At 63.6% G+C, this 26,539-nt stretch carries 29 protein-coding genes and 3 pseudogenes; 16 read left to right on the forward strand and 16 right to left on the reverse strand.

What is annotated here, in order from left to right:
* Positions 1-120: 120 nt before the first annotated feature.
* From KUO17_RS19580 to KUO17_RS19595, 4 genes are all read right to left on the reverse strand, one after another.
* The gene (locus KUO17_RS19580; RefSeq protein ID WP_217977172.1) at positions 121-825 is read right to left on the reverse strand and encodes an anti-sigma factor; all 705 of its coding nucleotides are present in this window, start codon (positions 823-825) and stop codon (positions 121-123) included.
* Positions 822-1,358, reverse strand: a complete 537-nt coding sequence (locus tag KUO17_RS19585) for a sigma-70 family RNA polymerase sigma factor (protein ID WP_217977173.1) — start codon at positions 1,356-1,358, stop codon at positions 822-824. The genes KUO17_RS19580 and KUO17_RS19585 overlap by 4 nt, the downstream gene beginning before the upstream one ends.
* A gap of 49 nt (positions 1,359-1,407) precedes the next feature.
* A complete protein-coding gene (locus KUO17_RS19590; RefSeq protein WP_217977174.1) occupies positions 1,408-1,941 on the reverse strand; it encodes a DUF3455 domain-containing protein in 534 nt (177 codons plus the stop codon).
* A gap of 101 nt (positions 1,942-2,042) precedes the next feature.
* On the reverse strand, positions 2,043-2,330 hold the full coding sequence (locus KUO17_RS19595) for a hypothetical protein (protein ID WP_217977175.1): 288 nt from the start codon (positions 2,328-2,330) through the stop codon (positions 2,043-2,045).
* Positions 2,331-2,597: 267 nt separating this feature from the next.
* Between KUO17_RS19595 and KUO17_RS19600 the strand changes: the two genes are divergently transcribed.
* The 6 genes and pseudogenes from KUO17_RS19600 (at position 2,598) to yghX (ending at position 8,799) form a co-directional block, all read left to right on the forward strand.
* Positions 2,598-3,515: a hypothetical protein gene (locus KUO17_RS19600; protein WP_217977176.1), complete on the forward strand. Its 918-nt coding sequence runs from the start codon at positions 2,598-2,600 to the stop codon at positions 3,513-3,515.
* A gap of 197 nt (positions 3,516-3,712) precedes the next feature.
* A pseudogene (locus KUO17_RS19605) lies at positions 3,713-3,962 on the forward strand (GntR family transcriptional regulator); the annotation flags it as partial.
* A 225-nt stretch (positions 3,963-4,187) separates the two neighbouring features.
* Entirely contained in the window at positions 4,188-5,168 is a 981-nt protein-coding gene (locus KUO17_RS19610) for an aliphatic sulfonate ABC transporter substrate-binding protein (RefSeq protein WP_217977177.1), read from the forward strand.
* Between the two features lie 17 nt (positions 5,169-5,185).
* Positions 5,186-6,547: an LLM class flavin-dependent oxidoreductase gene (locus KUO17_RS19615; protein ID WP_217977178.1), complete on the forward strand. Its 1,362-nt coding sequence runs from the start codon at positions 5,186-5,188 to the stop codon at positions 6,545-6,547.
* Positions 6,548-6,770: 223 nt separating this feature from the next.
* Positions 6,771-7,805 (forward strand): polyphosphate kinase 2, encoded by a 1,035-nt coding sequence (gene ppk2, locus KUO17_RS19620; RefSeq protein ID WP_255263686.1) that lies wholly within the window; start codon positions 6,771-6,773, stop codon positions 7,803-7,805.
* A 106-nt stretch (positions 7,806-7,911) separates the two neighbouring features.
* Entirely contained in the window at positions 7,912-8,799 is an 888-nt protein-coding gene (gene yghX / locus KUO17_RS19625) for a YghX family hydrolase (RefSeq protein WP_217977179.1), read from the forward strand.
* On the opposite strand, the gene KUO17_RS19630 is transcribed toward yghX, so the two are convergent.
* From KUO17_RS19630 to KUO17_RS19640, 3 genes are all read right to left on the reverse strand, one after another.
* Complete coding sequence (locus KUO17_RS19630; protein ID WP_217977180.1) at positions 8,796-8,978, reverse strand: DUF1289 domain-containing protein; 183 nt, start codon at positions 8,976-8,978, stop codon at positions 8,796-8,798. The two genes, yghX and KUO17_RS19630, sit on opposite strands and share 4 nt — an antisense overlap.
* An 11-nt stretch (positions 8,979-8,989) precedes the next feature.
* Positions 8,990-9,736 carry an SDR family oxidoreductase gene (locus tag KUO17_RS19635; RefSeq protein WP_217977181.1) on the reverse strand — a complete coding sequence of 249 codons (747 nt, stop codon included), beginning with the start codon at positions 9,734-9,736 and terminating at the stop codon, positions 8,990-8,992.
* Between the two features lie 96 nt (positions 9,737-9,832).
* Positions 9,833-10,969: a sterol desaturase family protein gene (locus KUO17_RS19640; RefSeq protein WP_217977182.1), complete on the reverse strand. Its 1,137-nt coding sequence runs from the start codon at positions 10,967-10,969 to the stop codon at positions 9,833-9,835.
* Positions 10,970-11,238: 269 nt separating this feature from the next.
* On the opposite strand from KUO17_RS19640, the gene KUO17_RS19645 reads away from it, so the two are divergent.
* Genes KUO17_RS19645 through KUO17_RS19655 form a run of 3 tightly spaced genes read left to right on the forward strand, consistent with a single transcriptional unit; the run spans position 11,239 to position 13,171 of the window.
* Positions 11,239-11,670 carry a DUF411 domain-containing protein gene (locus KUO17_RS19645; protein WP_217977183.1) on the forward strand — a complete coding sequence of 144 codons (432 nt, stop codon included), beginning with the start codon at positions 11,239-11,241 and terminating at the stop codon, positions 11,668-11,670.
* 10 nt (positions 11,671-11,680) lie between these two features.
* Positions 11,681-12,115 (forward strand): YqaA family protein, encoded by a 435-nt coding sequence (locus KUO17_RS19650; RefSeq protein WP_217977184.1) that lies wholly within the window; start codon positions 11,681-11,683, stop codon positions 12,113-12,115.
* A 57-nt stretch (positions 12,116-12,172) separates the two neighbouring features.
* A complete protein-coding gene (locus KUO17_RS19655) occupies positions 12,173-13,171 on the forward strand; it encodes an alpha/beta fold hydrolase (protein WP_217977185.1) in 999 nt (332 codons plus the stop codon).
* A 10-nt stretch (positions 13,172-13,181) separates the two neighbouring features.
* Here the strand turns inward: KUO17_RS19655 and zapE are convergent, their stop codons facing one another.
* The 3 genes from zapE to KUO17_RS19670 form a co-directional block, all read right to left on the reverse strand.
* Positions 13,182-14,291 (reverse strand): cell division protein ZapE, encoded by a 1,110-nt coding sequence (zapE, locus tag KUO17_RS19660; RefSeq protein ID WP_217977186.1) that lies wholly within the window; start codon positions 14,289-14,291, stop codon positions 13,182-13,184.
* Between the two features lie 93 nt (positions 14,292-14,384).
* Positions 14,385-15,533, reverse strand: coding sequence for a PQQ-dependent sugar dehydrogenase (locus tag KUO17_RS19665; protein ID WP_217977187.1), 1,149 nt, complete (start codon positions 15,531-15,533; stop codon positions 14,385-14,387).
* 30 nt (positions 15,534-15,563) lie between these two features.
* Positions 15,564-15,863 (reverse strand): hypothetical protein, encoded by a 300-nt coding sequence (locus KUO17_RS19670; protein WP_217977188.1) that lies wholly within the window; start codon positions 15,861-15,863, stop codon positions 15,564-15,566.
* 183 nt (positions 15,864-16,046) lie between these two features.
* Between KUO17_RS19670 and KUO17_RS19675 the strand changes: the two genes are divergently transcribed.
* On the forward strand, positions 16,047-16,535 hold the full coding sequence (locus KUO17_RS19675; protein WP_217977189.1) for an LEA/WHy family protein: 489 nt from the start codon (positions 16,047-16,049) through the stop codon (positions 16,533-16,535).
* A gap of 15 nt (positions 16,536-16,550) precedes the next feature.
* Here KUO17_RS19675 and KUO17_RS19680 read toward each other — a convergent pair whose 3' ends face one another.
* Positions 16,551-16,805, reverse strand: a complete 255-nt coding sequence (locus KUO17_RS19680) for a hypothetical protein (protein ID WP_217977190.1) — start codon at positions 16,803-16,805, stop codon at positions 16,551-16,553.
* Between the two features lie 131 nt (positions 16,806-16,936).
* Between KUO17_RS19680 and KUO17_RS19685 the strand changes: the two genes are divergently transcribed.
* Positions 16,937-17,257 (forward strand): ElaB/YgaM/YqjD family protein, encoded by a 321-nt coding sequence (locus KUO17_RS19685; protein ID WP_163948602.1) that lies wholly within the window; start codon positions 16,937-16,939, stop codon positions 17,255-17,257.
* Between the two features lie 203 nt (positions 17,258-17,460).
* The gene (locus KUO17_RS19690; protein ID WP_217977191.1) at positions 17,461-18,468 is read left to right on the forward strand and encodes a FecR family protein; all 1,008 of its coding nucleotides are present in this window, start codon (positions 17,461-17,463) and stop codon (positions 18,466-18,468) included.
* 26 nt (positions 18,469-18,494) lie between these two features.
* Here the strand turns inward: KUO17_RS19690 and KUO17_RS19695 are convergent, their stop codons facing one another.
* Positions 18,495-19,814 carry a Na+/H+ antiporter family protein gene (locus tag KUO17_RS19695; protein ID WP_217977192.1) on the reverse strand — a complete coding sequence of 440 codons (1,320 nt, stop codon included), beginning with the start codon at positions 19,812-19,814 and terminating at the stop codon, positions 18,495-18,497.
* 1,411 nt (positions 19,815-21,225) lie between these two features.
* Between KUO17_RS19695 and KUO17_RS27280 the strand changes: the two are divergent.
* A pseudogene (locus tag KUO17_RS27280) lies at positions 21,226-21,372 on the forward strand (HAMP domain-containing protein); the annotation flags it as partial.
* Between the two features lie 102 nt (positions 21,373-21,474).
* The gene (locus KUO17_RS27285; protein ID WP_425274883.1) at positions 21,475-22,230 is read left to right on the forward strand and encodes a methyl-accepting chemotaxis protein; all 756 of its coding nucleotides are present in this window, start codon (positions 21,475-21,477) and stop codon (positions 22,228-22,230) included.
* A 6-nt stretch (positions 22,231-22,236) separates the two neighbouring features.
* On the opposite strand, the gene KUO17_RS19705 is transcribed toward KUO17_RS27285, so the two are convergent.
* The 4 genes and pseudogenes from KUO17_RS19705 to KUO17_RS19720 all read right to left on the reverse strand — a co-directional run bounded on the left by KUO17_RS19705 (position 22,237) and on the right by KUO17_RS19720 (position 24,845).
* The gene (locus KUO17_RS19705) at positions 22,237-23,559 is read right to left on the reverse strand and encodes an ATP-binding protein (RefSeq protein WP_217977194.1); all 1,323 of its coding nucleotides are present in this window, start codon (positions 23,557-23,559) and stop codon (positions 22,237-22,239) included.
* Positions 23,556-24,223: pseudogene (locus KUO17_RS19710) on the reverse strand (response regulator transcription factor). Before KUO17_RS19710 ends, KUO17_RS19705 begins: the two are co-directional and overlap by 4 nt.
* Positions 24,223-24,537, reverse strand: coding sequence for a PepSY domain-containing protein (locus KUO17_RS19715; RefSeq protein ID WP_217977195.1), 315 nt, complete (start codon positions 24,535-24,537; stop codon positions 24,223-24,225). Before KUO17_RS19715 ends, KUO17_RS19710 begins: the two are co-directional and overlap by 1 nt.
* A complete protein-coding gene (locus tag KUO17_RS19720; RefSeq protein ID WP_217977196.1) occupies positions 24,537-24,845 on the reverse strand; it encodes a PepSY domain-containing protein in 309 nt (102 codons plus the stop codon). The genes KUO17_RS19715 and KUO17_RS19720 overlap by 1 nt, the downstream gene beginning before the upstream one ends.
* 155 nt (positions 24,846-25,000) lie before the next feature.
* On the opposite strand from KUO17_RS19720, the gene KUO17_RS19725 reads away from it, so the two are divergent.
* Both KUO17_RS19725 and queD read left to right on the forward strand, forming a co-directional pair.
* Positions 25,001-26,083, forward strand: a complete 1,083-nt coding sequence (locus tag KUO17_RS19725) for a patatin-like phospholipase domain-containing protein (RefSeq protein ID WP_217977197.1) — start codon at positions 25,001-25,003, stop codon at positions 26,081-26,083.
* Positions 26,084-26,133: 50 nt separating this feature from the next.
* The gene (gene queD, locus KUO17_RS19730; RefSeq protein ID WP_163944225.1) at positions 26,134-26,490 is read left to right on the forward strand and encodes a 6-carboxytetrahydropterin synthase QueD; all 357 of its coding nucleotides are present in this window, start codon (positions 26,134-26,136) and stop codon (positions 26,488-26,490) included.
* The last annotated feature ends 49 nt before the right edge of the window (positions 26,491-26,539 follow it).

Raw genomic sequence — 26,539 nt, forward strand, 5'->3', positions numbered from 1 at the left:
AGCCAGCTCCCACATTTGCTTAAACGCACCATGGCCTGTGAGATTTGAGTTGTCAGCCTTGGGGGCCGGCAGCAGATTCCGGTGAGGCCACCAGGCGCCAGGCAATACATTTCCGATACCTCAAATAACCTTCACCGCACGCCCAATAAATTGAATCGGCCCCGTCGGCTTGCCGGTCGGCGATCCGGTACGGCTCTCCAGCGTCAGCTCGAACAACTGATTCGCCTCCAGCGGCGGCAGCTTGTCCAACGCCACCTCAAGCACCTGCCCCGGCTCGACCAACCCCAGCGACACCGGCCCCTGCCACCCCTCACCCTTGGTCCAGAACTGCAACGCCTTGTCCTGCGGCACACTGTCCATACCCAACGGAATCAACTGGATCTGCCGCGCATCACTGGCCTGCACCACCCAACCCGGCACCTTGTCCTGCGGCGCCACCAGCACCACCAGATAGGTCGGCGCAGCAGGCGACATCTCGCGGGTCACCAGCAGCGTGCTCAACACGACGCTGGCCGCCAGCCCAGCCGCTGCCGCCCAGCGCCACACCGCCAGCCGATCCCACCAGGAAGCCTTCTCGCTCACTGGCGACGTGCGGCCGGTGCCCAGGCTGCGCTCGATGCGCGCCCACAACAAAGGCGACGGCAGATGCGCCGGGGCCAACGCCGTCAGCGGGTACAGACGCCGCTCCCACGCGTCCACCGCAGCGCGCAACACCGCGTCATGCTCAAGCCGCTGCTCCACCTCCAGGCGCTGCTCGGCCGGCAAGCTGCCCAGCACGTATTCGCCCGCCAGCGCGTCAAGATCGTCCTGCTGCCCTGTGGTCATCCCATGCACTCCCGCAATGCCGCCAGGCTGCGCTTGATCCAGGCCTTCACCGTGCCCAGCGGTGTATCGAGCCTGCTGGCGATCTGGGCATGCGAGTAACCGTCGACATACGCATGCACGATACACGCACGCCGCAACGGCTCGAGTTGCTCCAGGCACCCGTTGATGCGCGTCGAATGCAACGCGCTGTCGTCGCTCGCCTGCACCTCGACGTGCCGCTCGACATCATCACCCAGCGCAACCTCGCGCCCGCGACCACGCAGAAAATTCAACGCCAGATGCCGGGTGATGCTGAACATCCAGCCACGCGCACTGCCACGTGCCGGGTCAAAGCCGGCAGCCCCCGTCCAGATACGAATGAACGCATCGTGCACGATGTCTTCGGCCAGCGCCGTATCGCGCACCAGTTGCCGGGCCACGCCCAGCAGACGCGGCCCCTCCTGCTCGTACAGGCGCTGCAGGGCCTGGCGGTCTGCGCGGGCGCAGGCCGTCAGGTGGGCTTCATAGTCGAACGCAGGTTCAGGTACGGACACAGGTTTCAGCCATCGACAAGGGATGCTGGCAGCGTAGACCAGTGCCGGGTTACTGCGCAGCCCAGAAGATGTAGTCGGCCTGGTATCTGACGACTTCGCGCTTGCCCTTGTCGGCTGCTGTGCAGGCGGTGGACGGTGCCACTCCACCCTTGAGCGCGACGCGCTGGATGTAGGTGACGCCGCTCATCGCGCCCTTGCCTTCGACCGGATTGGCCTTGACCAGTTGATACGGCAGGTTGCCCGGGCTGGAGGGCGCCACCGCCAGCTGCGTACCGGTCACCTTGGAACCGTCCCTGGCCTGCCAGGTGGCGGGCGGCCCGAAGTAATCGCCTACGGCCTTGCCACTGCGGTCATTGAGCACCGCCTTGGGCCCGACGAACACCCATTCGGTCTGCCCGGCCATGTCGGGCTTGTCGCGGCACTCGTAGGTGATTTCGCCAACGCCCACGGTCTCGAGCGCGACCTTGTGGCCATCGGGCACCTTGATGCTGTCGGGCACGGCCATGGCGGCATGGGCGAACGGCAGAGCGAGGGTCAGGCAGGCAGTGGCACCGGCAAGGCCGAGGAAGCGTTTGATGTTCATGCGCGTCTCTCCAGAAGGTAGTCGGTTCAGCAGCGCGAAGGGCTACTGATGAGTACTACCCACGGGAGAGCGTTCTGGATGCAGCCTGACGAAAAAATAAATCAGCCGAGCAATGCGGGGTCGATACCGTCACAGTCGAAGGTGATGAAACCACCCACGATGTCAGCTTGGCCACCCGTGATTTCACCGTGATAGGACAAACCATTGCTCAGGGTGACGCAGACATGGGTAGGGTCTTGCGGCGCATCCAGCTTGCCGTTGAATTCGACCGTGAAGCGGGTATCGCCGTCGACCTTGAGGCCCACCAGGACGTTCGCGTTGTCCACGGCCTCGGTTTCCTTGCCCGCATACTCGGCGCTGACGGTTACGGTGGCGGTGTCTTGGTACATGCTTGAACTCCAACGGCAGAATGCGTGACGCCACCTGGCGCCAACCGGCGGCTAGGGTAAGCGAACGGGTGGGGTGTGGGGAATCCCCGCCGGGCGCAAGGTTGCAATTTGCATGAGGCGAACGGCCCGTTCATGCAGCCTGCATGGGCCTAGGACAGGTTTCTTTTTCAACCAGCTGATTTTATTGAATTAAATACTTTGAAGCATTTGGCACGGTGACTGCTGAGTAACAGGGGAAGGCCCACTATTACGACTGGAGCACCAATAATGATTACAAGTGCCGATACGTACGCTGTCAGCGCGGGAGACACCTCCAGCCACTCAGGCGTGTCCTGGGCAGCCATCTTTGCGGGGGCCACCGGGGCCGCCGCGTTGTCGCTGATTCTGATCGTGCTGGGCTTCGGCCTGGGCTTTTCTGCCGTTTCACCCTGGTCAGGGGATGGCGCCACCGCCAAGCAACTGGGTATTTCCACCATCGTGTGGCTGACCGTGACGCAAATCGTGGCCTCGGGTCTGGGCGGTTACATTGCTGGGCGGCTACGGGTGAAGTGGGCCAACCTGCACACCGATGAAGTGTACTTTCGCGACACGGCCCACGGTTTCCTGGCCTGGGCGTTCGCCACGCTGGTGACGGCCACGCTGGTAGTCGGTTCGGTCACTTCGGTGATCAGCGGCGGTGTGCAGGCCGGCGCCACGGCGGCATCGGGCATGGCCGCCGCCGGTGCCGGCGCAGCCGCCAGCAACAAGGCAGATGACGAATCAGCCTACTTCATCGACATGCTGTTTCGCGATGACCGCCCGGTCGCCGTGACCGATGACGCCGCCCACGGCATCGCCGCACGCATCTTCGTACGCGGCCTTGCCGACGGGCAGTTGAACGCCGAAGACCGCACCTACCTGGCCAACGTGATCGCCCAGCGTACCCAGATCAGCCAGGCCGAAGCCGAGCAGCGCATCGATGCGGTGTTTGCCGAGGCGCGTCAGGCCATCGAAGAAGCCAAGCAACTGGCCGACGCCGCCCGCAAGGCAGCGGCCGCCGCCGCACTGTGGACCTTCGTGGCGCTGCTGTGCGGTGCGTTCTTTGCCAGCCTGTTCGCCATCTGGGGTGGTCGTCGCCGTGATACCGCGGTGTTCGTGACGGCCGACCCGGTGCGTGTCACGCCCGCTACTGCCCGCCCCCTCTGACAGGAGACTGACCATGCGCTCGATACTGCTGTTCTTCCTTGGTGTGCCGATCCCGATCATCATTCTGATCGCCCTGTTCATGCACTGATGCAACGCAAAAGCCCCCGGCCATTGGCCGGGGGCTTTCTTTTGCGGCTGAACGCTACAGCGCCGCGTGAGGCCCACGCCCGAGCACCGCCGCCGCGCCCTTGGACGTCACCAGCCTGGTGTCGCGGCGCAAGCGCGTGGACACGCGCGCAGTCGCTGGCCTCGATCGCCGACCTCGCGCACCTGGCCGAAACCCAGGTGCGCAGCATCCAGCAGGTGCGGCGTTTTGTGGCCGACATCGCCGAGGCACAGCGCCTTGGGCGGGTGCCGGGGGAGCATTACTTCTGTGTGTCGAGCATCCGCGTCGACCGCGACAACGCCCATGCCCCCATCTGCTGGACCGACGTGTATGCCCAGGAGGGCTAAGCGGCGGTGATCGAGGATGCCGAGCGTCACCCTGACGATCGGTTCACCCTGGTGACGCAGATGCGGCGCGAGAAAGCCTGAGCTGAAAATTCAAAAAGGATATAAAAATAACTATTTGTTCTAACTAAAAGTAATAAAAAAATTGCTCTGCACAGGCACCAGCCCTTATTTTCAGGCCCTACCTGAAACCCATTTGGCGACCTGCCTGCGGAGCACACCATGCCCAACACTCCTCCTTCGTCCCTTCGCCGTCTGCTGCTGGGCGGTGTATTTGCCGCCCTCGCCGGCCTGGTGCTGCCAGGCCCGCTGGCCTATGCCGAGCCGACCAAGAACCTGCGCATCGGCTACCAGAAGTTCAACAGCGTGAATATCCTCAAGGGTACCGGCGCGCTGGAAAAAGCCCTGGCGCCACAAGGCATCAAGGTCAGCTGGTACGAGTTCGCCGCCGGCCCGCAGTTGCTCGAAGCGCTGAGCACCGGCGCCATCGACCTGGGCCACGCGGCCGATGCGCCGTCGGTGTTCGCCCAGGCCTCAGGCAAACCGGTGGTGTACCTGGCGGCCGAACAGCCCTACCCGCGCGGCATTGGCATTCTGGTGCGTGATCAGGACAAGATCGCCGACGTTGCTGCCTTGAAAGGCCAACGCGTCGCCACCGGCCGCGGCTGGAACGCACAGTACCTGCTGGCCGTGGCACTGCAGGATGCGGGCCTGAGCTACAAGGACATCGACCCGGCCTACGTCAACAATGCCGCCGATGCAGTGGCCGCCTTGCAATCGGGCAGCGTGAAGGCCGTGACCCTGTGGGACCCCTTCCTCGCCGCCGCTGAGAAACAACCTGGCGTGAAAAGCCTGCGCGACGGTAGCGGGCTGACCAACAACCGCACCTTCTACCTGTCCTCGGCAGCGTTTGCCGATGACAACCGCGCGCTGCTCAAGACCTTCTTCACCGAGCTGGGCAAGGTCAGCAGCTGGGCCAACCAGCAGCCCAAGGAAGTCGCGGCGCTGCTCGCACCGCAACTGGGCATCGGTGCCGACGTGCTGGAAGTGGCCAGCGAGCGGCGCAACTACAACGCAGTGGCAATCACCCCGGCGATCACCGCCGAACAACAGAAGCTGGCCGATACCTTCCAGGGCCTGGGCCTGATTCCCAAGCCACTGAAAGTCGCGGATGCCGTCTACCCCGTGTCCGTGCTGCCCTGACCGCGAGCGATTCGAGCATGTCCAAGCCCATCCGTTTCAACGCATTCAGCATGAACGCCGCCACGCACCAGTCGCCCGGGTTGTGGCGCCACCCGCGCAATACCAGCGTGAACTTCAACCGCCTGAGCTACTGGACGGAGCTGGCACGCCTGCTGGAACGCGGTCGCTTCGATGCGCTGTTCATCGCGGATGTGCTGGGCGTGTACGACGTGTACCAGGGCGGCCCCGACAGCGCGCTGCGCGGTGGTGTGCAGGTACCGGTGAACGACCCGTTGCTGATCGTGCCAGCCATGGCCGGGGTCACCGAGCACCTGGGTTTCGGCATCACCTTCAGCCTGACCTACGAGCACCCCTACCCATTCGCCCGGCGCATGTCGACATTGGATCACCTGACCGATGGCCGGGTGGGCTGGAACATCGTCACCGGTTACCTGGACAGCGCCGCGCGCAACCTGGGGCTGGCCCGGCAACTGGCGCATGACGAGCGTTACGAACTGGCCGAGGAGTACCTGCAGGTGCTCTACAAGCTGTGGGAGAAGAGCTGGGACGACGATGCGGTGGTGCGTGACCGTGCCAGCGGCGTGTTTGCGGAGCCTGCGCGGGTGCACCCGATCCGGCATGCCGGCGAGCATTTTCAGGTACCCGGCATTCACCTCAGCGAGCCCTCGGCGCAGCGTACCCCGGTACTCTTCCAGGCGGGCGCCTCGGCGCGCGGGCAGCGCTTTGCCGCCACGCATGCCGAGTGCGTGTTCATCAGCGGGCCGACCCAGACGGTGCTGCGCCGGTATGTCGAGGGGATTCGCCAGGCCACCCTCGAGGCGGGGCGCCAGGCAAGCGAAGTGCTGATCTACGCGCAGGCGCTGCTGATCGTCGGGCAGACCCGCGAGGCGGCGCAGGCCAGGCTCGACGAGTATCGCCAGTATGTCGATATCGATGCCGCGCTGACGCTGCTGTCGGGTTGGACCGGCATCGACTTCTCCAGCCTGCAGCCCGACGACCTGATCGAATACATCGAGAACGATGCCGGGCGCACGGCATTGGCGGCGTTCACCACCTCCGATCCGGACCGACGCTGGACGGTGCGCGAGGCTGCCGAGTTTGTCAGCCTGGGTGGGCGCGGGCCGGTGCTGCTGGGCTCGCCCAGCGAGATTGCCGATCAACTGGAAGCGTGGCTGGATGCGACCGGTATCGACGGTTTCAACCTGACCTATGCCGTGGTCCCGGATGACCTGCAGGCAGTGGTGGACCAGGTAGTGCCGGAGTTGCAGCGGCGCGGCCGTTATCGTACCGAGTATGCGCAAGGGACCTTGCGCCACAAGCTGTTCGGCCAGGGGGATCGCTTGCCGGCTGAGCATGCGGGGCGGTTGGTGGAGGTCTGAAAGCACGCACGCCCCCTTCGCTGGCAAGCCAGCTCCCACAGGTTTTTTGAGCACCGTTGAACCCTGTGGGAGCTGGCTTGCCAGCGAAGAGGCCGGAACAGTGTCACTGCAAAACCACGCAAGATATGGCCACTTGCCTCCACGCTATTGACCAGGATCAACGGGCCACAAACTCACGCTCCTACACTGGAACGAGGACATCAAAACGCAAAACAGGCCCTCCATGAGCGAAGAATCCAGCGTACACCCCTTGCCCCTACCTTCCGCCACGCCCGCCGCCAATACCGGCAAGCCGGCGACGCCCAAAGCTGCCACCCCACGCCCACGCCGCCCACGCGCCCCTCGCAAACCCGCTCAAGTGATCGCCGCCGACACCGACATCAGCGCCGTCAGCCAACAGCCCGCTGCCCTGCAGGTGGCCAGCGCACGGCGCGGCTCCAACGAAGACAGCGTATCGGCCGCCCTGCCCGCCAATTACCCCTACCGCCACCGCATGCGCCGCGCCGAGTACGAAAAGGCCAAGCACGAACTGCAGATCGAACTGCTCAAGGTGCAGAACTGGGTCAAGGCCACCGGCCAACGCATCGTGGTGCTGTTCGAAGGCCGTGACGCGGCCGGCAAGGGTGGTACCATCAAGCGCTTCATGGAACACCTGAACCCGCGCGGCGCGCGCATCGTGGCACTGGAAAAGCCCTCCGAGCAGGAGAAGGGCCAGTGGTACTTCCAGCGCTACATCCAGCACCTGCCCACAGCCGGTGAAATGGTCTTCTTCGACCGCTCCTGGTACAACCGCGCAGGCGTCGAGCGGGTGATGGATTTCTGCACGCCCATGCAGTACCTGGAATTCATGCGCCAGACCCCCGAGCTTGAGCGCATGCTGTGCAACAGCGGCATCCTGCTGTTCAAGTTCTGGTTCTCGGTCAACCGCGAAGAGCAGTTGCGCCGCTTCATCTCGCGCCGCGACGACCCGCTCAAGCACTGGAAACTGTCGCCCATCGACATCAAGTCGCTGGACAAGTGGGACGAGTACACCGCCGCCAAGGAAGCGATGTACTTCCACACCGACACCGCCGATGCGCCCTGGACCGTGATCAAGTCCGACGACAAGAAGCGCGCGCGCCTCAATTGCATCCGCCACTTCCTGCACACGCTCGATTACCCGGACAAGGACCACAAGGTCGCGCACCAGCCCGACCCGATGCTGGTCGGCCGCGCCTCGCGCGGGCTGGAGGAAGAGGACCTGGTCAACCACAGCTGACACCGCCCGCCTCACGGCGCCATCACCTCGGGGCTGGCGCCGTGAGGCAAGCGATGGATTGAGCGCTACCCTGTAGTGACCCCGTCCATCACACCGGAGTGAGCCGATGCAACGTCTGACTGCCAAAGACTTCGCCCCCGAACTGCTCGAGCTGTACGACTACTACGCCCATGGCCAGATCAACCGACGCGAGTTTCTCGACCGCGCGGCGGCCTTTGCCGTGTGCGGGCTGACCGCCAGCGCGCTGCTGGCCTCGCTGAGCCCGGACTACGCGCTGGCCGAACAGGTGCAATTCACCGACCCGGACATCGTCGCCGACTACATCACCTACCCCTCGCCCAAGGGCCATGGGCAGGTGCGTGGCTACCTGGTGCGGCCGGCCAAGGCCAGCGGCAGATTGCCGGCCGTGGTGGTGGCGCATGAGAACCGCGGGCTCAACCCCTATATCGAGGACGTGGCGCGGCGCGTGGCCAAGGCCGGTTTCATCGCCCTGGCGCCCGACGGCCTGAGTTCGGTCGGCGGCTACCCCGGCAACGACGACAAGGGCCGTGAGCTGCAGCAGAAGGTCGACCCGCAAAAGCTGATGAACGATTTCTTCGCCGCCATCGAATGGCTGATGGCCCATGACGCCAGCACCGGCAAGGTGGGCATCACCGGGTTCTGCTATGGCGGTGGCGTGGCCAATGCAGCGGCGGTGGCGTATCCGGAACTGGCCGCTGCGGTGCCCTTCTACGGGCGCCAGGCCGACGCCAGGGATGTGCCCAGGATCAAGGCGCCGCTGCTGCTGCATTTCGGTGAACTGGACACGCGCATCAACGAAGGCTGGCCCGCCTATGAGCAGGCGCTCAAGGCCGCCGGCAAGACCTATGAGGCGTACATCTACGCCGGCGCCAACCACGGCTTCCACAACGACTCCACGCCGCGCTACGACGAGGCGGCCGCCACCCTGGCGTGGGACCGCACACTGGCGTGGTTTGGAAAATACCTGGCCTAGGATTTTTTCTTCTTGAGGTTTTTCAGGCGCTGGGCAGCGCGTTGCACGGCGGCCATCTTCTCTGGCCGCTTCATGCGCTTCCACTGCTTGATCTCATCCTTGCTGCGCCCGCAGCTCACGCACAGGTCGCCGCTGAGCTTGCACACCGAGATGCAGGGGTTGTCGATATCCTTGGCCATGGTGCGCGCCGTCAGCGCCCGCCGCCCAGGTCGATGAAGCTGCCGGTGGTGTAGGAGGCCTTGTCCGAGAGCAGCCACACGATCGCCTCGGCCACTTCGGCGGCCTGCCCGCCACGCCCCATGGGAATCGTCGGCGCCAGCTTGCTGACCCGATCGGCATCGCCGCTCAGGGCGTGGAAATCGGTGAAGATGTAGCCCGGTCGCACGCCATTGACGCGCACGCCCTCGCCCGCCACTTCCTTGGCCAGGCCGACCGTGAAGGTATCCAGCGCGCCCTTGGAGGCGGCGTAGTCGACATACTCGTTGGGCGAGCCCAGGCGCGCGGCCACCGACGACACGTTGACGATCGCACCACCTGGCCCGCCATGGCGGGTCGACATGCGTTGCAGCGCATGCTTGGCGCACAGGATCGGCCCCACCACGTTGGTCTTCATCAGCTTGAGCAGGCGAAATTCCGACATCTCGTCGACACGGCTCTTGTGGCCGATGGTGCCGGCATTGTTGACCAGCGCCGTGACCCGGCCCAGTTCGCTGTCGACGCGATGGAACAGCTGGATCACTTCATCCTCGACGCTGACGTCGGCACGCACGGTGATGGCCTCGGCACCGAGTTCGCGCACCTGCTTCAGCACCCGATGGGCCGCGTCGTCGTCGGCAAGGTAGTTGATGCAGATGCGATAGCCAGCGCGGGCGGCGGCCAGCGCAGTGGCTGCACCGATGCCGCGACCGGCACCGGTGATGATGATCACGTTGTCCATGGATACTCCTGGCCACAATGGCTTTCACCTGGCAAGGCTAACGCAGCCGGGGGCAGCAGGCAAAGGGCTATCAGGCGATAGCAGGTACCACCACCCTCAAGGCTTGGGCTCGGGCTTTTGCAGCGGATACAGGTGCTGACGCACGATCCCTTCAGGCAGCTCCTTGCCGAACACGCCATAGCGGGTCGGCCATTCCTTGCGTGGCAACTTGAAGGTGCCGAACAGCATGTCCACCAATGGCAGGTGGATGGCGTAGTTCTTGTAGATGTAGTCCTTGTGCCGGGCATGGTGCCAGTGGTGATAGCGCGGCATCACCAGCACGTAGTTCAGCCAGCCGCCGTCGATACGCACATTGGCATGCGCCAGCACCGCCTGCACACCCACCAGGATCACGTAGGCATTCATGGCCTGCGGCGAGAAGCCCAGCAGGATCAGCGGCACCAGTACACCGGTGCGTGTCAGCAGGATTTCGCAGAAGTGGATGCGCGAACCGGCCAGCCAGTCCATCGCGGTGCTCGAGTGATGCACCGCATGGAAGCGCCACATCCAGGGCACCACGTGGTACAGGCGATGCAGCCAGTACTGGCCGAGGTCGGCGACGAACACCGCCAGCAGGAACTGCACCACGATCGGCAGGCTCTGCACCTGGGCCTGCAAGGTCTCGGACAGCACCCAGCCGGCCAGCCAGGTGGACGACGCGGTGACGAAGATCAGGATGAACTGCACCAGCATGTGGCTGACGAAGAAGTAGCTCAGGTCGGTACGCCATTGCGGGCGCAGGATGTTCTGTTGCGGGTCCTTGGCGTAGAGCTTTTCCAGCGGGATGAAGATCACCGCCGACACCAGCAGCGCCAGCACGAACCAGTCCAGGCCCAGTGAGTACGGGGTCTGGCCGATGGTTTCGGTCTGAATGTTGGTGCCACCGAGAAACACCGCCAGGCCTGCCGCGCTGATGCCGGTGAAGCCCAGACGCTTGCGCCGGTTGAGCAGGATGTTGAGGGTACCCAGGCTGAACGCCAGCACCAGCCCGACCAGCAGCAGCGTGCGCGCGAACTGCTCGCTGTAGACCTTGCGGAACTCGCCGAAGGTCAGCCACTGCGGGAACAGGAAGCACAGCACTGCGAGCAGGCTGAGCAGACCCAGCATCGCCGACAGGTAGCCGCTGATCCGCCCCTCACCGAGCTTGAACGGCTCGTGACCGTGACGCTTGAAGTAGGCCTTGATTGCCTGCATGGGTGTTGATTCCTTGATGGACGATGGCATTCCGTGACCGACACCCGCCCAGGCTGGCCGGGGCGGCATCGTTTGGAGTTAGAGGTGCAACGCTTCCCACAGGTCACGCGGGCGTGGTCCTACATTACAAATCTGTAATACACCTCTCAGTTTGCCGTCAGTTTCGCCCCGCTATGCTCAAGCGACGAGGCCGGGTACCCTGTTGCCCTTGCCAACCCTCGTCCATTCGAACCAAGGGCCGCCCTTGCCGGCCGGCCTGGAGATTGCGCATGCTCAAACACCCCTTCATCGCCGCTGGCCTGCTGGCCATCAGCACCCTGGCCCAGGCCGCGCAGACCATCGATGTGTACCGCGACCCCAGTTGTGGTTGCTGCAAGGAGTGGATCAGCCACCTGCGCGACAACGGTTTCACCGTCAACGACCATCTCGAGCCGAACATGAGTGCGCTCAAGCAGCGCCTGGGCGTGGCACCGCGCCTGGCGTCGTGCCACACCGGGGTGATCGACGGCAAGTTCGTCGAAGGCCATGTGCCGGCCGAGCAGATCCGACTGCTGGGCAAGCGCCCCGACCTGCGTGGTCTGGCGGTGCCGGGCATGCCGATGGGCTCGCCAGGCATGGAGATGGGGGACCACAAGGACGCCTATCAGGTCATCGGCCTGACCCGGGACGGTACCGACGAAGTGGTTGCCAACTACCCGTGAACCCTCACCCATGCTGAGCAGCTGGGGGCTGTTTCTCAGCGCCTTTGGCGCCGCCACCCTGCTGCCGCTGCAGTCGGAGGCCGTACTGGTCGGGTTGCTGCTGCACACCCCCGAGGCCTGGCTGTGGCTGCTGCTGATCGCCACCGCCGGCAACGTGCTGGGCTCGATCGTCAACTGGCTGCTGGGGCGCGGGGTCGAACACCTGCGCGACAAGCGCTGGTTTCCGTTCAGTGCAGCACAGCTGGAAAAGGCCCAGCAGCGTTACCAGCGCTACGGCCAATGGTCGCTGCTGCTGAGCTGGATGCCCGTGATCGGCGACCCGTTGACGTTGATCGCAGGGATCATGCGCGAGCCGTTCTGGCGCTTTGTGCTGCTGGTGACGCTGGCCAAGGCCGGCCGCTACCTGGTGCTGGCAGTGCTGACGCTGGGGTGGGTGCATCGCTGAACTGAACCGCAAGGCCTGCTACAGTCGGTGCTTTACCCGCACAAATGGAGTGTCCCGATGCTGCGCATACCCGCCCTTGCCCTGGCCTGCCTGATCAGCAGCAGTGCCTTCGCCGACAAGGCGCCGACCTACGGCGAGCAACTCGAGGGGTTCCCCTCGCCTTACCCGGTGCAGCACTACGCGCTGCAGTCCCAGGGCCAGGCACTGCAAATGGGTTATCTGGATGTGGCGCCCACGGCCAAGGCCAATGGCCGTACCATGGTGCTGATGCACGGCAAGAACTTCTGCGCGTTCACCTGGGAAGGCTCGATCAAGGCATTGGCCGAGGCCGGCTATCGGGTGGTCGCGGTCGATCAGGTGGGCTTCTGTACCTCCAGCAAACCCGCACATTACCAGTACAGCTTCCAGCAACTGGCCGAAAACACCTCGGCCCTGCTCAAGCAGTTGAAGGTGGACAAGGCGATCGTGCTGGGCCACTCCACTGGCGGCATGCTCGCCACCCGCTACGCACTGATGTACCCGCAGCAGGTGGAACGCCTGGCGATGGTCAACCCGATTGGCCTGGAGGACTGGAAGGCGCTCGGTGTGCCCTACCGTACCATCGACCAGTGGCATGCCCGCGAACTGAACCTGAATGCCGAAGGCGTACGCAACTATGAACGCAGCACCTACTACGCCGGGCGCTGGAAGCCGGAGTACGAGCGCTGGGTACAGATGCTGGTGGGGCTGAACCGTGGGCCGGGGCACGCGGCGGTGGCGTGGAACTCGGCGCTGATCTACGACATGATCTACACCCAGCCGGTAGTCTACGAGTTCAAGCACCTGCAGATGCCGACCCTGTTACTGATCGGCGATGCCGACACCACCGCCATCGGCAGCGACGTCGCCCCGCCGGAGGTCAAGGCGCGCCTGGGGCAGTACAAGGTACTGGGCAAGCAGGTCATCAAGGACATCCCCCAGGGCACGCTGGTGGAGTTCCCCGGACTTGGCCATGCACCACAGATCGAGGCGCCGACGCGTTTCCACCAGGCGTTGCTGACGTGGCTGGAAGGCTGATCAGCCGCTTTCAACAGAAGCGTTGCAGTTGCATCTCGCGCAGTCGGCTGAGGGTACGCCGGAACGGAAACTCCAGGTACCCTTGGGTGTAGAGTGCCTCGAGCGTCACTTCGGCCTCCACGTACAACGCCACCCGCCGGTCGTAGCACTCGTCGACCAGCGCGATGAAGCGACGCACGCTGTCGTCATGGATCGACAACTGCGGCAGCTCACGGTCGCCAGCGAGCACGCGCTGGGCGCCATCCTCGGTACCGCGGGCAATTCTGGCCTCGCGCTGACAGGCGCCGAGGGCCGGCACCTCGCCCAGCACGATGGCCTTGAACGTGTCGCACAGGGCCATGAAGTCCATGGCCGCCAGCGGCTGCTCGCACAGCTGGGCGTAGGTACACCACACCACCGTGGTGCTGCGCCGTAGCACCTTCACCGTGCGATAGCCCAGATTCAGCTCGTCGCTGGTGGCAGGCTCACCCCCACGCAGTTGCTCGAACACTTGTTCCAGTGCGCTGGGCTGGCCGGGCACACGCACCCAGTAACGTTGCAGCGCGGCACCGGGGTGCAGGCGATGGTCCTGGCCACCGTCCACCGTGACCACCTGCATGTGCAGTTCGATGGCAGTAATCGCCGGCACGAAGCGGGCGCGGTTGAAGCCGTCCGCGTAGAGCTGTTGCGGTGGCACGTTGGAGGTCGCAACGATCACCACGCCGCTGTCGAACAGCACCTGGAACAGGCGCCCGAGAATGATGGCATCACCGATGTCGTTGACGAACAGCTCGTCGAAGCACAGCACGCGGATCTCTTCGGCCAGCGACTGGGCCAGGGCCTGCAACGGGTCGGCGGTGCCGTTGAGCTGGAACAGGCGCTGGTGCACCCAGCGCATGAAGTGGTGAAAGTGCTGGCGGCGTGCCGGCACGTGCAGGCACTTGTAAAACTGGTCCATGAGCCAGGTCTTGCCCCGCCCGACCGGCCCCCAGAGGTACACGCCACGGCCGACTTCACCACCTTGCAGCGCCTCGAAACAGCCCTGCAGACAGTCGGCGGCGTGCTGCTGGGCGGCGTCGGGCACAAAGCCGTCGTGGTCGATGGACTGCTGGTACAGCGACAGCGGGGTAAGGCTGGACATGCCGGGGGCCTGTGCAAAAGGCCTAGGGTAGCATCAGGCTACCGGGCCGGGGGCCTTCGATGGCCCCTTCGCTGGCAAGCCAGCGCCCACAGGTTACTGATCCAGTCCGACCTTGAGCAGCGCCCCATCCGTCTCATCGGTCAGCACATACAGGAATCCGTCGGGCCCTACGCGCACATCGCGGATGCGCGCCTTGAGTTCACCCAACAGGCGCTCTTCATGCACCACCTTGTCGCCGTCCAACTGCAAGCGGATAAGCTCCTGCGCTGCCAGTGCGCCGATAAATACGCTGTGATCCCAGGACTTGAAACGCGGGTTGTCATAGAACGCCATGCCGCTGATGGCCGGTGATTTTTCCCACACATGCAGCGGGTCTACCGCGCCCTCGACACTCTTGCCCTTCGCTTCGGGAATCGGCAGCAACGAATAGTTGATGCCATGGGTCGCCAGGGGCCAGCCGTAGTTCTTGCCCGGCTTGGGAATATTGATCTCGTCACCACCGCGCGGGCCGTGCTCGTCAGTCCACAATTCGCCGGTCCAGGGGTTGAGCGCCGCCCCCTGCTGGTTGCGATGGCCGTACGACCAGATTTCGGGGCGCACGTTGTCCTGGCCGACAAACGGGTTGTCCTTGGGCACCTGGCCGTCGGGCAGGATGCGCACCACCTTGCCCTGCAGCTTGTCGAGGTCTTGCGCGGTGGGGCGCTGGTTGTTCTCGCCCAGCGCGATGAACAGGTAGCCGTCACGGTCGAACACCAGACGCGAGCCGAAGTGATTGCCGCTGGACAGCTTGGGCTGCTGGCGGAAGATCACGTTGAAGGCTTCAAGGCGCGCGTTGTCGGCCGACAGACGCCCGCGCCCCACGGCAGTGCCGGCCGTGTCGCCCTCGCCTCCCCCTTCGGCATACGACAGATACACCATGCGGTCCTGCTTGAACTGCGGCGACAGTGCGACATCAAGCAGGCCGCCCTGCCCTTTGGCCCACACCTGTGGAACGCCGCTCAACGGCGCACCGACCTTGCCATCGGCACCGACGATACGCAGGTTGCCCTGGCGCTCGGTGACCAGCATGCCTTGGCCGTCCGGCAGGAACGCCAGCGCCCACGGGTTCTTGAGGCCCTGGGCCAGGGTGCTGACCTTGAGTGGTCCCTCTTCACTGGGAAAGGTGCGTTCAGGGGCCGCCGTTGCGGCCAAGGGCAGCAGCGCCGCGGCGCAGAGCGTGACAAGCCAGTTGCGTGAAGACATGAATGATTCCTTGCGGTGGACCGTGGGCGATCAGGGCGTGCGCGTGGATTCGCGCGGCGGGCGCGTGGGCTCCAGGCGCGGGGCCTGCTGCTCGCGACGCAGGTTTTCGCCGTTGCCGATACCACGGTTGTCCAGGGTGGGTGGGCGAGGCAGAGGTTGCGTAGAGGGCCCTGGCAGCGCCGGGGTCGAACGCACCGTGCCCTGCTGTGAATTGGGATTGGCCCGGCGCACCGGGTCATTGTATGGGTTGCCCGGTTCGACTGCCTGAGCCGGCACGCCGAGCATCACACTCAGTGCTGCACCGACCAGGGCCGGCAACCATCGGTTCATCGTGTCCATCTCCTGCGCCACTCAGTGGGCCTCTGGCGTTGGATAGCCTACGGCGCAAGAGGTTCGCGGCGAAACCCATGAAGCCGGTGGAGATGATTCAGATTGTTACCTCGGTGCTGCGTCTTTCCACCGTGTCGTGCATTTGCCACACTCAAGACCCACCTTGTGCCGGAGTCTTGCCCCATGACACGTCCCGTGCGTCATCTTTTGCGCTGCTGCCTGGGCCTGATGCTTGCGCTGAGCCTGGGCGCGTGCTCGCTGTTGCAGGGGCGTGACCCGGTCACCATCAGTGTGATCGGCATCGAGCCTCTGCCCGGCCAGGAGCTGGAAATGCGCATGGCGATCAAGCTGCGTGTACAGAACCCGAACGAAACGCCCATCGAGTACAACGGCGTGGCGTTGAACCTTGAAGTCAATGGCCAGCCGCTGGCCAGCGGGGTCAGCGATCAGCGCGGCACCATTGGCCGCTATGACGAGGGCATTGTGACCATACCGGTCAGCATCACGGCGTTTTCGATGCTGCGCCAGGCCATGGGCTTGAGCCGCGTACGTGAGCTCGACGGCATGCCTTACGTACTGCGGGGCAAGCTGGCCGGCGGTGCCTTTGGCACGATGCGCTTCACCGACAGCGGCCGCCTGCAGTTGCCGCAACCGGCCACTGCGACCTGGTAGCGGCACCAGCAGGTGTTACTTGGCCGCGGCCATCAGCTTGTTGACCTCGCTGCGCACCATGTTGGCAAACTCCGGAGGCGACATGCCGTCAAGCTCGGCGCGCACCCACTCGGCCCACTTGCCCTTGCGCCGCGGCTTTTCGCTGATCAGCCGCGCGGCCTCGGCCTTGGCCTTGCCCAGGTTCGATTGCCAGAGCTCGAACAGTCGCGACTTCTCGTCCTCGACCTGCGCCCGTTCGGCGAAGCTCATGTTGGCCAGATTGAAACTCATGGGGGTATTCCTGCCGCTTGAAAATGGGCGCTATCTTACACTGTCGCCACAGACCACCGCCAAGGCGCTGCAACTTTCGGCGCGCGCAGGCATCCATTGAACAGTGACCATCATTCAACGAGGACGCGTACATGGCCAGGAAAAGCACCGTGCAAGCCGATGCCGAACAGATCAAGGATCAAGCCTTCAGTGAGCTGCAGGCATTGATCGAAGAGTCCGAAAAACTGCTCAAGGACAGCGCCGCGCTGGTCGGCGAAGAAGCCGAGACCCTGCGGGCCCAGGTGGGGCTCAAACTCAAGCAGGCCCGCGATGCAGTGGGCGGTGTACGCGAGAAAGCCAAGCCGGTGGTCGATGCCACTCAGGATTACATCGGGGGCCATCCGTGGCAGACCGTGGCGATTTCCGCCGGTTTCGGGCTGGTGGTGGGTCTGCTGCTGGGGCGGCGCTCTTGAGGACGCGAGCAGCACGTCGCGCGGCATAGCGCCCCGAGCAGTTCTGACCCTCGAAAGCACTCATACGAGTGCCTTTTAATGAAAAGCCGCGCATTTGCGCGGTTTTTCCTACAAATATTTCGTACAACTGATAGTCATTCACTGTGTTCTCGGTTCTCGCCGGCCACCCGGCAAGGGTAGAATGGCCAAAACCGGGAGTGTCAATGAATCAAACCAGTCTCAGCGCAGCCGAACTCGATGCCATCACCGATGCCGCCGCGCAATGGTGCATGCGCCTGCATGCTGAAGATTGCAGCGCACAGGAGCGTGCGGCGTGTGAGCAATGGCGTGCCGCCCACCCGGTGCACGAGCAGGAGTTCCAGGCCATGCAGCAGATCTGGCAAACCGCCGATCACCTGCCGCGCCATCAACCTGCCCAGTTGCTGACACTGCCGGTCAAGCCGCGTACCCGCGCCTATCGCCACTATGCCTCGGCGGCCGCCATCGCACTGCTGGCTCTGCCCCTGGGCGCATGGATCGGCTGGGAGCAAGGCTGGGTGCCCAACAGCTACCAGCGCATTGAAAGCACCACGGCCATAACCAAGGCGGTACTGCCCGACGGCAGTGAAGTGGAACTGAACCTCAATACCACCTTGCGTTACGCCAACTACAAAGACGAGCGCAGGGTAACGCTGGTCAGCGGCGAAGCATTCTTCAAGGTTTACCACGACGTCGCACATCCGTTCGTGGTGCGCGCCGGGCGCGGCCAGACCAAGGTCACCGGCACCCAGTTCAACGTGTGGAAGTACCGGGAACAGGTGAAGGTCACGCTGGTAGAAGGCTCCGTACTCGTCAGCACCAACAGCAGCGACCCGGACAGCGGCTATCGCCTGGGTCCGGGCATGCAGGCCAGCTATACCACCGGTGATTTCGAGCCACGCCTCAGCCAGACCTACGCCCATGACACCAGCCTGAGCTGGCGCAGCGGCAAGCTGATCCTCGACAACCTGCCCCTCGCACAGGCACTGCCGCTGATCAACCGCTACCTGGAAAAACCGCTGTTGCTGGCAGACGCCAGCACAGGGCATATCCGCATCAGCGGCATCTACAACACCGCCGAGGTCAAGCGCCTGGTAAGCAGCCTGCCCAAGGTGCTGCCGGTGTACCTGACACGCAACAAGGACGGCGACACGGTACTCAACCGTATTTCCCCACCCCCGAGAAAAGGCTGAGCCTTGCGCTCAGCCCTCCCCCTTCCCTACAGCACCATTGCCGCGACCCAGCCGAACGCCAGCAACGGCAGGTTGTAGTGCAGGAACGTCGGTACCACCGTGTCCCAGATGTGATGGTGCTGGCCGTCGACGTTAAGGCCCGAGGTGGGCCCCAGGGTGGAGTCTGAGGCGGGCGAGCCCGCGTCCCCCAACGCGCCAGCCGTGCCGACGATGCACACCGTGGCCAGCGGGTCGAAGCCCAGCTGCACGCACAGCGGCACGAAGATCGCCGCCAGGATCGGTACGGTGGAGAATGACGAGCCGATGCCCATGGTCACCAGCAGCCCTACCAGCAACATCAGCAACGCGCCGATGCCCTTGCTGTGGCCTATCCAGCCTGCCGACGTCTCGACCAGGGTTTTCACGTCGCCGGTAGCCTTCATCACTTCGGCAAAGCCTGAGGCGGCAATCATGATGAAGCCGATCATGGCCATCATCTTCATGCCTTCGGTGAACAGGTCATCGGTCTCCTTCCAGCGTACGATGCCCGACAGCGAGAAAATCAGGAAGCCGGCCATGGCGCCGATGATCATCGAGTCCAGCCACAACTGGATGATGAACGCTGCGCCAATCGCGCACCCCGCCACCATCAAGGTCAGCGGGTTGTAGCGAATGGCCACTTGCTCGACCTGCTCGATTTTCTCCAGATCGTACACGCGCTTCTTGCGGTAGCTGACAAACACCGCCAGCAACAGCCCGAACAGCATGCCTGCCGCCGGGATCGCCATGGCCTGCGTGACGTTCACACCTGTGATGTCCACCCCGCTGCGACTGACGTTGGCCAGCAGGATCTGGTTGAGGAAGATATTGCCAAAGCCTACCGGCAGGAACATGTACGGGGTGATCAGGCCAAAGGTCATCACGCAGGCCACCAGGCGCCGGTCGATCTGCAAGCGAGTCAACACGTACAACAGGGGCGGCACCAGCAGCGGGATGAAGGCGATATGGATAGGCAGGATGTTCTGCGACGAAACGGCTACCACCAGCAGCAAGCCGATCAGCAGCCATTTGACCTTGCCGCTGTCGGCGTTGCGCTGGCCATGGAACATTGCCAGGGCGCGGTCAGCCAGGGCATGGGCCAGCCCCGACTTGGCGATGGCCACGGCGAATGCGCCGAGCAATGCGTAGGACAACGCCACTGTGGCGCCGCCACCCAGCCCGCCATTGAACGCCTTGAGTGTACCTTCGATACCCAGACCGCCTACCAGCCCGCCTGCCAGCGCGCCGATGATCAAGGCAATCACCACGTGCACGCGGGACAGGCTCAGTATCAGCATGATGCCGACCGCGGCAATTACTGCATTCATTTCTGTGACCTCTAGAAACCAGACAAAAAGCTTGCGCGTCGGCGACAGACTGCCTGGGCAGTGGCCGAACGGTAGGTATTTTTATGGAGGGCGCACACTCTGAAGCAGCACCCGCCGCTTGTCAAAGCTACGGGCCAGACAGCCTGTGGCGGGTCGCATGGATATCTTAAAACGACGCATTTCAATTGAACGTTTGAATAAAGAAAACGCATTCGGCGCCGCTACAGTCGACAGCCTCAATCTTTTTTTGCATCAAAGGACTTCGCCAATGTCGTTCCGACAACTTTCCATCCAATGGAAAATCACCCTGCTGGCAGGGCTGTGCCTGGCCAGCATCGTCACTCTGCTGGTGGGCCTGTCGCTGTACCGGATGGAGCACAACTCGGCGCTGGTCAAAGCCAGCAGCATGCAGATGCTCACCGAGGCCGCACAGTCACGCATAGAGTCCCAGGGCGAAGTCCAGGCGCTGAGCATCCGTCGCCAGTTCATGGACGCCTATCAATACGGCGCCGGGTTTGCGCGCCAGGTGCTGTTCCTGCGCGAGCAGGCCGAGAAGCGCTTCCTGGATGCCTTCGACCTGCGCGAGGACATGACGCGCCAGGTGCGCGCGGCACTGCAGGCCAACCCTGACCTGCTGGGCCTGTCGCTGGTGTTCGAACCCAATGCCCTCGACAGCAAGGATGCGCTGTTCGCCAACCAGGCGGAACTTGGCAGCAACGAGAGCGGCCGCTTTGCCTTGTACTGGTCCCAGCCCACCCCTGGCCAGTTGACCGCCATGGCGCTGCCCGAAAAGGACATGAACGACACCAGCGTGGGCCCCAGTGGCGAGCCGGCCAACACCTGGTCGGTGTGCCCGCGTACCACGCGCAAGACCTGTGTGATCGAACCGTACTTCTATGAAATCAACGGCCAGAAGGTGCTGATGACCAGCATCGTGTTCCCGCTGATAGCCGCCGACAAGGTGATTGCCACCCTGTCGATCGACATCAACCTGAACAGCCTGCAGGCACTGAGCCTGCAGGCAAGCCGCAACCTGTACAACGGCCAGACACGCGTCGGCATCCTCAGCCCGGTCGGCCTGCTGGCCGGCTACAGCCCGGACGCTGGAAAGCTGGCGCAACGTTTCGAGCAGATCGACAGCGCCAATGGCGCCGAATTGATCCGCTTGCTGACCGACAGCACGCCGCTGCACAGCCTGCACCACGAAGGGCGCATGAAGGTGCTCGCCTCGTTCGCGCCGATCCCGGGCGGCAAGCCATGGGGGGTGCTGCTGGATGTGCCGGAAAGTGCGCTGATCGGCCCGGCCGAAGCGCTCAAGACCGAGCTCGACCAACGCAACAACAGCGGTACCCTGATCGAGCTGGGCCTCGGCCTGCTGGCCGCGGTGGTCGGCTTGCTGCTGATCTGGGTCATGGCGCGCAGCGTCACCCGCCCGATTCTGGGAGTGGCCGCCATGCTCAAGGACATCGCCAGTGGCGAAGGCGACCTGACCCGACGCCTGCACTACGACAAGCGCGACGAACTGGGCGAACTGGCCGGCTGGTTCAACCGCTTCCTGGACAAGCTGCAGCCGACCATTGCCGAGGTCAAGCACTCGGTTCAGGCCGCGCGCGATACCGCCGACCAGTCATCCTCGATTGCCGCACAGACCAGTGCCGGCATGGAACAGCAGTACCGCCAGGTCGATCAGGTGGCAACCGCTTCGCATGAAATGAGTGCCACCGCGCAGGACGTTGCACGCAGCGCCGCGCAAGCGGCCCAGGCCGCTCGCGATGCCGACCAGGCCACCCGCCAGGGCCTGGCGGTGATCGACCGCACCACCAGCAGCATCGATACCCTGGCCGCCGACATGAGCACGGCCATGGTTCAGGTCGAAGGCCTGGCCGACAACAGCGAGAAGATCGGCTCGGTGCTGGAGGTGATCCGCTCGATCGCCGAGCAGACCAACCTGCTGGCACTCAACGCTGCCATCGAAGCGGCTCGCGCCGGTGAAGCCGGGCGCGGCTTTGCGGTGGTGGCCGATGAAGTGCGCAACCTGGCCCGCCGTACCCAGGAATCGGTGGAAGAAACCCGCCAGGTGATCGAGCTGCTGCAAACCGGCACACGTGAGGTGGTGGACGCCATGGACAACAGCCATCGCCAGGCCCAGGGCAGTGTCGAGCAGGTCGGCCAGGCGGTGACTGCACTGCGCCAGATCGGCGACGCGGTCACCGTGATCAGCGACATGAACCTGCAGATCGCCAGCGCTGCCGAGCAACAGAGCGCAGTGGCCGAGGAGATCAACAGCAACGTGGCAACCATTCGCGATGTGACCGAGTCGCTGTCGGGTCAGGCCAATGAGTCAGCACGCGTCAGCCAGTCGCTGAACAGCCTGGCCAATCAGCAACAAGGGCTGATGGATCAGTTCAGGGTTTGACGGCCCTTATCGAGCTGCCTCGCGGGGCAGCTCGATGCTTACCCGCAATCCGCCTAGCGGGCTCTCCAGCAACGCCAGTTGCCCTCCCCACGTTTCGATGATGTCGCGCACGATACCCAGGCCCAGACCGTGGCCGTCGACTTGCTCGTCAAGCCGTGCGCCGCGCTCAAGCACCCCTGCCCTGGCGTTTTCGGGAATGCCCGGGCCATCGTCATCCACCCATAGACGGTACACATCCCCCTCCTGGGCAATGTTCAGGCAGACTTCGCTGTCGGCCCACTTGCAGGCGTTGTCCAGCACGTTGCCCAGTAGCTCCAGCAGGTCTTCGCGGTCCCAGGGCAGCGAGAGGCCGTCAGGGAAGTGCTGGCGTATGTCCAGGTGATCACCGTGAATCATGCACAGCGTCGAGCGCAGGCCGGGCAATTCGGCCGCGCAATCAAAGTGCGCCCCCGGCAACGCATCGCCCGCCAGCCTGGCTCGATTGAGCTCGCGGCTCAGGCGCTGCTGGATCTGTTCAAGCTGCTCGTGCAACTGGGCACGAACCTCGGGCAGGTCCTTCAGGCGCGGGCTGGAAGCCAGGCTGATCAGTACCGCCAAGGGCGTCTTCAACGCATGCCCCAGGTTGCCCAGGGCATTGCGAGAACGCCTGAGGCTGTCCTCGGTGTGGGCAAGCAGGTGGTTGATCTGCGCAACCAACGGTTCGAGTTCGGTAGGTACCTGGGTATCGAGCTGCGAGCGCTTGCCCTGCTGCAACTGCGCGATCTGTTCGCGGGTGCGCTCCAGCGGACGCAGGGAACGGGTGACGGTGATGCGTTGCAGTACCAGAGTCAGCAACAGTGCCACCAGCCCCAGGCCGAGGCCTATCTGTTGCATGCGCCTAAATCCATCACGTACCGGGGTGTAGTCTTGCGCCACGCTGATGGAGATTGGCTGCCCCAGACGACGATAATCGGCACGCAGCACCAGCAGTTGCTGCCCTGCCGGCCCCAGCTCGAGCCCGGCGTGCAGGCCGGGCGTCTGCGGGCGCGGCATGTCCATGTCCCAGAGCGAGCGCGAGCGCCAACTGCCATCCTCGAAGTCGACGCGGAAGTAATAGCCGGAAAACGGCCGCTGGTACGCTGATGAGATACGCCGCTCATCCAGTTCCAGGCCCGTATGGCCACGCATAAGGGCCACCAGCAGGTTTTCACTTTCCTTGCGCAGGCCTGTCTCCAGATAGCGCTGCAGACCGACCTCGAACAACCACAGGCTGATCTGTGCCAATGCCAGACCTACCACGACCAGTACTCCGACCAGCCCCAGGCTCAAGCGCGCCTGAATAGACCTCATTCGACCACTGCGCCAAAGCGATAGCCTTGGCCTCGGTGGGTTTCGATCACGCTGCGGCCCAGCTTGCGACGAAGATGATTGACGTGCACTTCCAGCACATTCGAATCGCGTTCGGTTTCACCATTGTAGAGATGTTCGGCCAGATGGCCTTTGGAAAGGATCTGCTGCGGGTGCAGCATGAAGTAGCGCAGCAGACGAAACTCGGCGGCGGTCAGCTGGATATCTTGCCCGTCGCGACTCACGCACTGACGGCCCTCATCCAGATGCAGACCGGCGGCCTGCAGGGTCGGTTGATTGGCCAGGCCACGGGCACGGCGCAGCAGCGACTGGATTCGCAACTGCAGTTCTTCAGGGTGGAAGGGCTTGCTCAAGTAGTCGTCGGCACCGGCCTTGAGCCCTTCGATGCGCTCGGCCCAGGAGCCGCGCGCAGTCAGAATCAGTACAGGCGTGGCGAGCCCGCCGCGCGCCACTGAGCCAACACCTCAAGGCCTGGCAGGCCGGGCAGCCCCAGGTCCAGGATAATCAGATCGTAGGGCTCGCTGCTGCCCTGGTACACCGCATCGCGGCCGTCAGCCAACCAGTCGATGGCATAGCCCTGACGCTGCAGGCTCTGGGTGAGTTCATCGGCCAGCGGGACGTTGTCCTCGACCAGTAACAGGCGCATCAGTCATCTTCCTCGTCTTTGATAAGTACACCGGTGCGGGCGTCGAACTTGATTTCACGCACGACGCCCTCGGGGGTGATCAACTCGACTTCGTATTCGTAGCGTTTGTGCTTTTCTTCAAGCTCGGCCTCCAGCAACCTTGCCCCGGGGTAACGCCCCAGGGCAGATTCCAGGAGTTGCTCCAGCGGCAGGATGACGCCTTTCTGGCGCAGCTCCAAGGCTTCATCCTGATCGAGGTCGCGGGCCAGGGCCAGCGAACAGAACGCCAGCAATACGAGGAACAGGCACTGCGCTGTTCGCTTGCGCTCGATCATCAGGTGTCCTGGGCGTCCTTGAGTACTTCACCGGTCTTGGCGTCCATATCGACATCCCACTCTACGTTCTGGGCATCACGCAGTTCGACTTTGTAGATATAGCGACCGTGCTCATTTTCAAGCTCGCTGTCCTTGACCGTGGCGCCAGGGTGTTTGGCGAGCGCCGTGGCCTTGAGCTCATCCAGCGACTTGATGGTCTTGTTCTGAACCAGCTTGACGACTTCGTCAGGTTGAACATCTTTGGCCAGCGCAACGTTGGCGCTCAGCGCAAGGGCGGCGGTGGCGAACAGGGCAGTCAAAGTCTTCATCGTGTCTCTCCTTTAGGATCAATCTTGCTTACGGATTCAGAATACCGAACCGAACTTAACTGAAACTGAAAACAACTGGCGCCATGATAGCGCACGGCCCCCCCTCTTCCTCTCGCGCTTCTCTATAATCGTTGACCCAGGACAACGAGGCCCCCATGACTGCAATCCAGATCAAGTACCCGGCGCTCACGCTCAAGGCCGGCGCACAGGCACTGGCCCATGTACGCGAGCGTGGCTTGCTTGCCGCAGACGTGGGCGTGCTGCCTGGCGCAGCAGGTGGCCCCAAGGCGCTGGGTATTCAAGGCATCGATCTGGCGCTGTTCGGTCAGTGGCTGCCCGCCGCGCCGCGTGAACGCTCGCTGATTGGTGCATCGATTGGCGCCTGGCGCTTCGCAAGTGCCTGCCTGCCAGATCCGTCTAAGGCCCTGCTACGTCTTGGCGATCTCTACACCGAGCAGGACTTTGCCAAGGGCGTCACTCAGGCTCAGGTCAGCCACAGCTGTCAGCGCATGCTGGCTGAGTTGCTGGAAGGTCAGGACGCACGCATCCTCGATAATCCCCACTATCGTCTCAACATCATGCTGGTCAAAAGTCATGGCTTGCTGCAGCACGATCATCGGGGTCGACTGGGCATAGGGCTGTCATCGGTGATTGCCGACAACCTCGTCAGCCGTGCCCGTCTGGCCCGACACTTCGAACGGGTGATTGTGCATGATGCGCGCTGCGCTCCGCCGCTGCACCCACTCACCGACTTCCCCTCACGCTGCCTGCCGCTGGCTGTCGACAATCTGCGACACGCCCTGCTCGCTTCTGGCTCCATCCCTATGGTGATGGAAGGTGTGCGTGATATTCCTGGCATCGGCGCGGGCACCTACCGTGATGGTGGGTTGCTTGACTACCACCTGGACCTGCCCTACAGCGGCGATGACATCGTGCTGTACCCACATTTCACCGACAAGGTGGTGCCGGGCTGGTTCGACAAGGCGCTGCCTTGGCGACGCAGCAATCCGCAGTACCTCAGCAACGTGTTGCTGCTAGCGCCGTCACCGCAGTACCTGGCACACCTCCCCTACGGCAAGCTGCCAGACCGCAGCGACTTCAAGCGTTTCATGGGGGATGCCGGCAGCCGGCAACGCTATTGGCGCACTGCCATGAGCGAGAGCCAGCGCCTGGGTGATGCGTTTCTGGAACTGGTGGAAAGCGGCACGCTGCACGAGCATCTGCAACCGCTGCGTTAGCCTTGCTGGTAAACTGCTCGCCAGCATTGGTTTTCAGAGTTATAGATACCGTGGAAATTTTCAAAGAGTTTACCTTCGAATCGGCCCACCGTTTGCCGAACGTTGCCCCCGGGCACAAATGCGGGCGCCTGCATGGCCACTCGTTCAAGGTGGCACTGCACTTGACCGGCCCGCTGGACCCTCACACGGGCTGGATCCGCGACTTCTCCGAGATCAAGGCAATCTTCAAGCCGCTTTACGAACAGCTCGATCACAACTACCTCAACGATATTCCTGGCCTGGAAAACCCGACCAGCGAAGTGATCGCCAAATGGATCTGGGATCAGGTCAAGCCGCTGCTGCCAGAGCTCAGCAAGGTGCGTATTCATGAGACCTGCACCAGTGGTTGCGAGTACTACGGCGATTAAGTACCGTTGGTGACCACAGGCATAAAGAACCACCCGAACGGGTGGTTTT

The organism is Pseudomonas aegrilactucae, from assembly GCF_019168305.1.
GTDB lineage: Bacteria > Pseudomonadota > Gammaproteobacteria > Pseudomonadales > Pseudomonadaceae > Aquipseudomonas > Aquipseudomonas aegrilactucae.

Excerpts from the sequence above, each read along its gene's own strand:
- KUO17_RS19595 (WP_217977175.1), bottom strand. The coding sequence starts at position 2,330 with ATGTACCAAGACACCGCCACCGTAACCGTCAGCGCCGAGTATGCGGGC.
- yghX (WP_217977179.1), top strand. The coding sequence starts at position 7,912 with ATGCAACGTCTGACTGCCAAAGACTTCGCCCCCGAACTGCTCGAGCTG.
- KUO17_RS19670 (WP_217977188.1), bottom strand. The coding sequence starts at position 15,863 with ATGAACCGATGGTTGCCGGCCCTGGTCGGTGCAGCACTGAGTGTGATG.
- KUO17_RS19600 (WP_217977176.1), top strand. The coding sequence starts at position 2,598 with ATGATTACAAGTGCCGATACGTACGCTGTCAGCGCGGGAGACACCTCC.
- KUO17_RS19695 (WP_217977192.1), bottom strand. The coding sequence starts at position 19,814 with ATGAATGCAGTAATTGCCGCGGTCGGCATCATGCTGATACTGAGCCTG.
- KUO17_RS19720 (WP_217977196.1), bottom strand. The coding sequence starts at position 24,845 with ATGAAGACTTTGACTGCCCTGTTCGCCACCGCCGCCCTTGCGCTGAGC.
- KUO17_RS19680 (WP_217977190.1), bottom strand. The coding sequence starts at position 16,805 with ATGAGTTTCAATCTGGCCAACATGAGCTTCGCCGAACGGGCGCAGGTC.
- KUO17_RS19650 (WP_217977184.1), top strand. The coding sequence starts at position 11,681 with ATGCTGAGCAGCTGGGGGCTGTTTCTCAGCGCCTTTGGCGCCGCCACC.
- KUO17_RS19655 (WP_217977185.1), top strand. The coding sequence starts at position 12,173 with ATGCTGCGCATACCCGCCCTTGCCCTGGCCTGCCTGATCAGCAGCAGT.
- ppk2 (WP_255263686.1), top strand. The coding sequence starts at position 6,771 with ATGAGCGAAGAATCCAGCGTACACCCCTTGCCCCTACCTTCCGCCACG.
- KUO17_RS19580 (WP_217977172.1), bottom strand. The coding sequence starts at position 825 with ATGACCACAGGGCAGCAGGACGATCTTGACGCGCTGGCGGGCGAATAC.
- KUO17_RS19615 (WP_217977178.1), top strand. The coding sequence starts at position 5,186 with ATGTCCAAGCCCATCCGTTTCAACGCATTCAGCATGAACGCCGCCACG.
- KUO17_RS19640 (WP_217977182.1), bottom strand. The coding sequence starts at position 10,969 with ATGCAGGCAATCAAGGCCTACTTCAAGCGTCACGGTCACGAGCCGTTC.
- KUO17_RS19715 (WP_217977195.1), bottom strand. The coding sequence starts at position 24,537 with ATGATCGAGCGCAAGCGAACAGCGCAGTGCCTGTTCCTCGTATTGCTG.
- KUO17_RS19675 (WP_217977189.1), top strand. The coding sequence starts at position 16,047 with ATGACACGTCCCGTGCGTCATCTTTTGCGCTGCTGCCTGGGCCTGATG.
- KUO17_RS19665 (WP_217977187.1), bottom strand. The coding sequence starts at position 15,533 with ATGTCTTCACGCAACTGGCTTGTCACGCTCTGCGCCGCGGCGCTGCTG.
- KUO17_RS19685 (WP_163948602.1), top strand. The coding sequence starts at position 16,937 with ATGGCCAGGAAAAGCACCGTGCAAGCCGATGCCGAACAGATCAAGGAT.
- KUO17_RS19635 (WP_217977181.1), bottom strand. The coding sequence starts at position 9,736 with ATGGACAACGTGATCATCATCACCGGTGCCGGTCGCGGCATCGGTGCA.
- KUO17_RS19725 (WP_217977197.1), top strand. The coding sequence starts at position 25,001 with ATGACTGCAATCCAGATCAAGTACCCGGCGCTCACGCTCAAGGCCGGC.
- KUO17_RS19690 (WP_217977191.1), top strand. The coding sequence starts at position 17,461 with ATGAATCAAACCAGTCTCAGCGCAGCCGAACTCGATGCCATCACCGAT.
- KUO17_RS19645 (WP_217977183.1), top strand. The coding sequence starts at position 11,239 with ATGCTCAAACACCCCTTCATCGCCGCTGGCCTGCTGGCCATCAGCACC.
- KUO17_RS27285 (WP_425274883.1), top strand. The coding sequence starts at position 21,475 with ATGGAACAGCAGTACCGCCAGGTCGATCAGGTGGCAACCGCTTCGCAT.
- KUO17_RS19590 (WP_217977174.1), bottom strand. The coding sequence starts at position 1,941 with ATGAACATCAAACGCTTCCTCGGCCTTGCCGGTGCCACTGCCTGCCTG.
- KUO17_RS19610 (WP_217977177.1), top strand. The coding sequence starts at position 4,188 with ATGCCCAACACTCCTCCTTCGTCCCTTCGCCGTCTGCTGCTGGGCGGT.
- KUO17_RS19705 (WP_217977194.1), bottom strand. The coding sequence starts at position 23,559 with ATGAGGTCTATTCAGGCGCGCTTGAGCCTGGGGCTGGTCGGAGTACTG.
- KUO17_RS19630 (WP_217977180.1), bottom strand. The coding sequence starts at position 8,978 with ATGGCCAAGGATATCGACAACCCCTGCATCTCGGTGTGCAAGCTCAGC.
- zapE (WP_217977186.1), bottom strand. The coding sequence starts at position 14,291 with ATGTCCAGCCTTACCCCGCTGTCGCTGTACCAGCAGTCCATCGACCAC.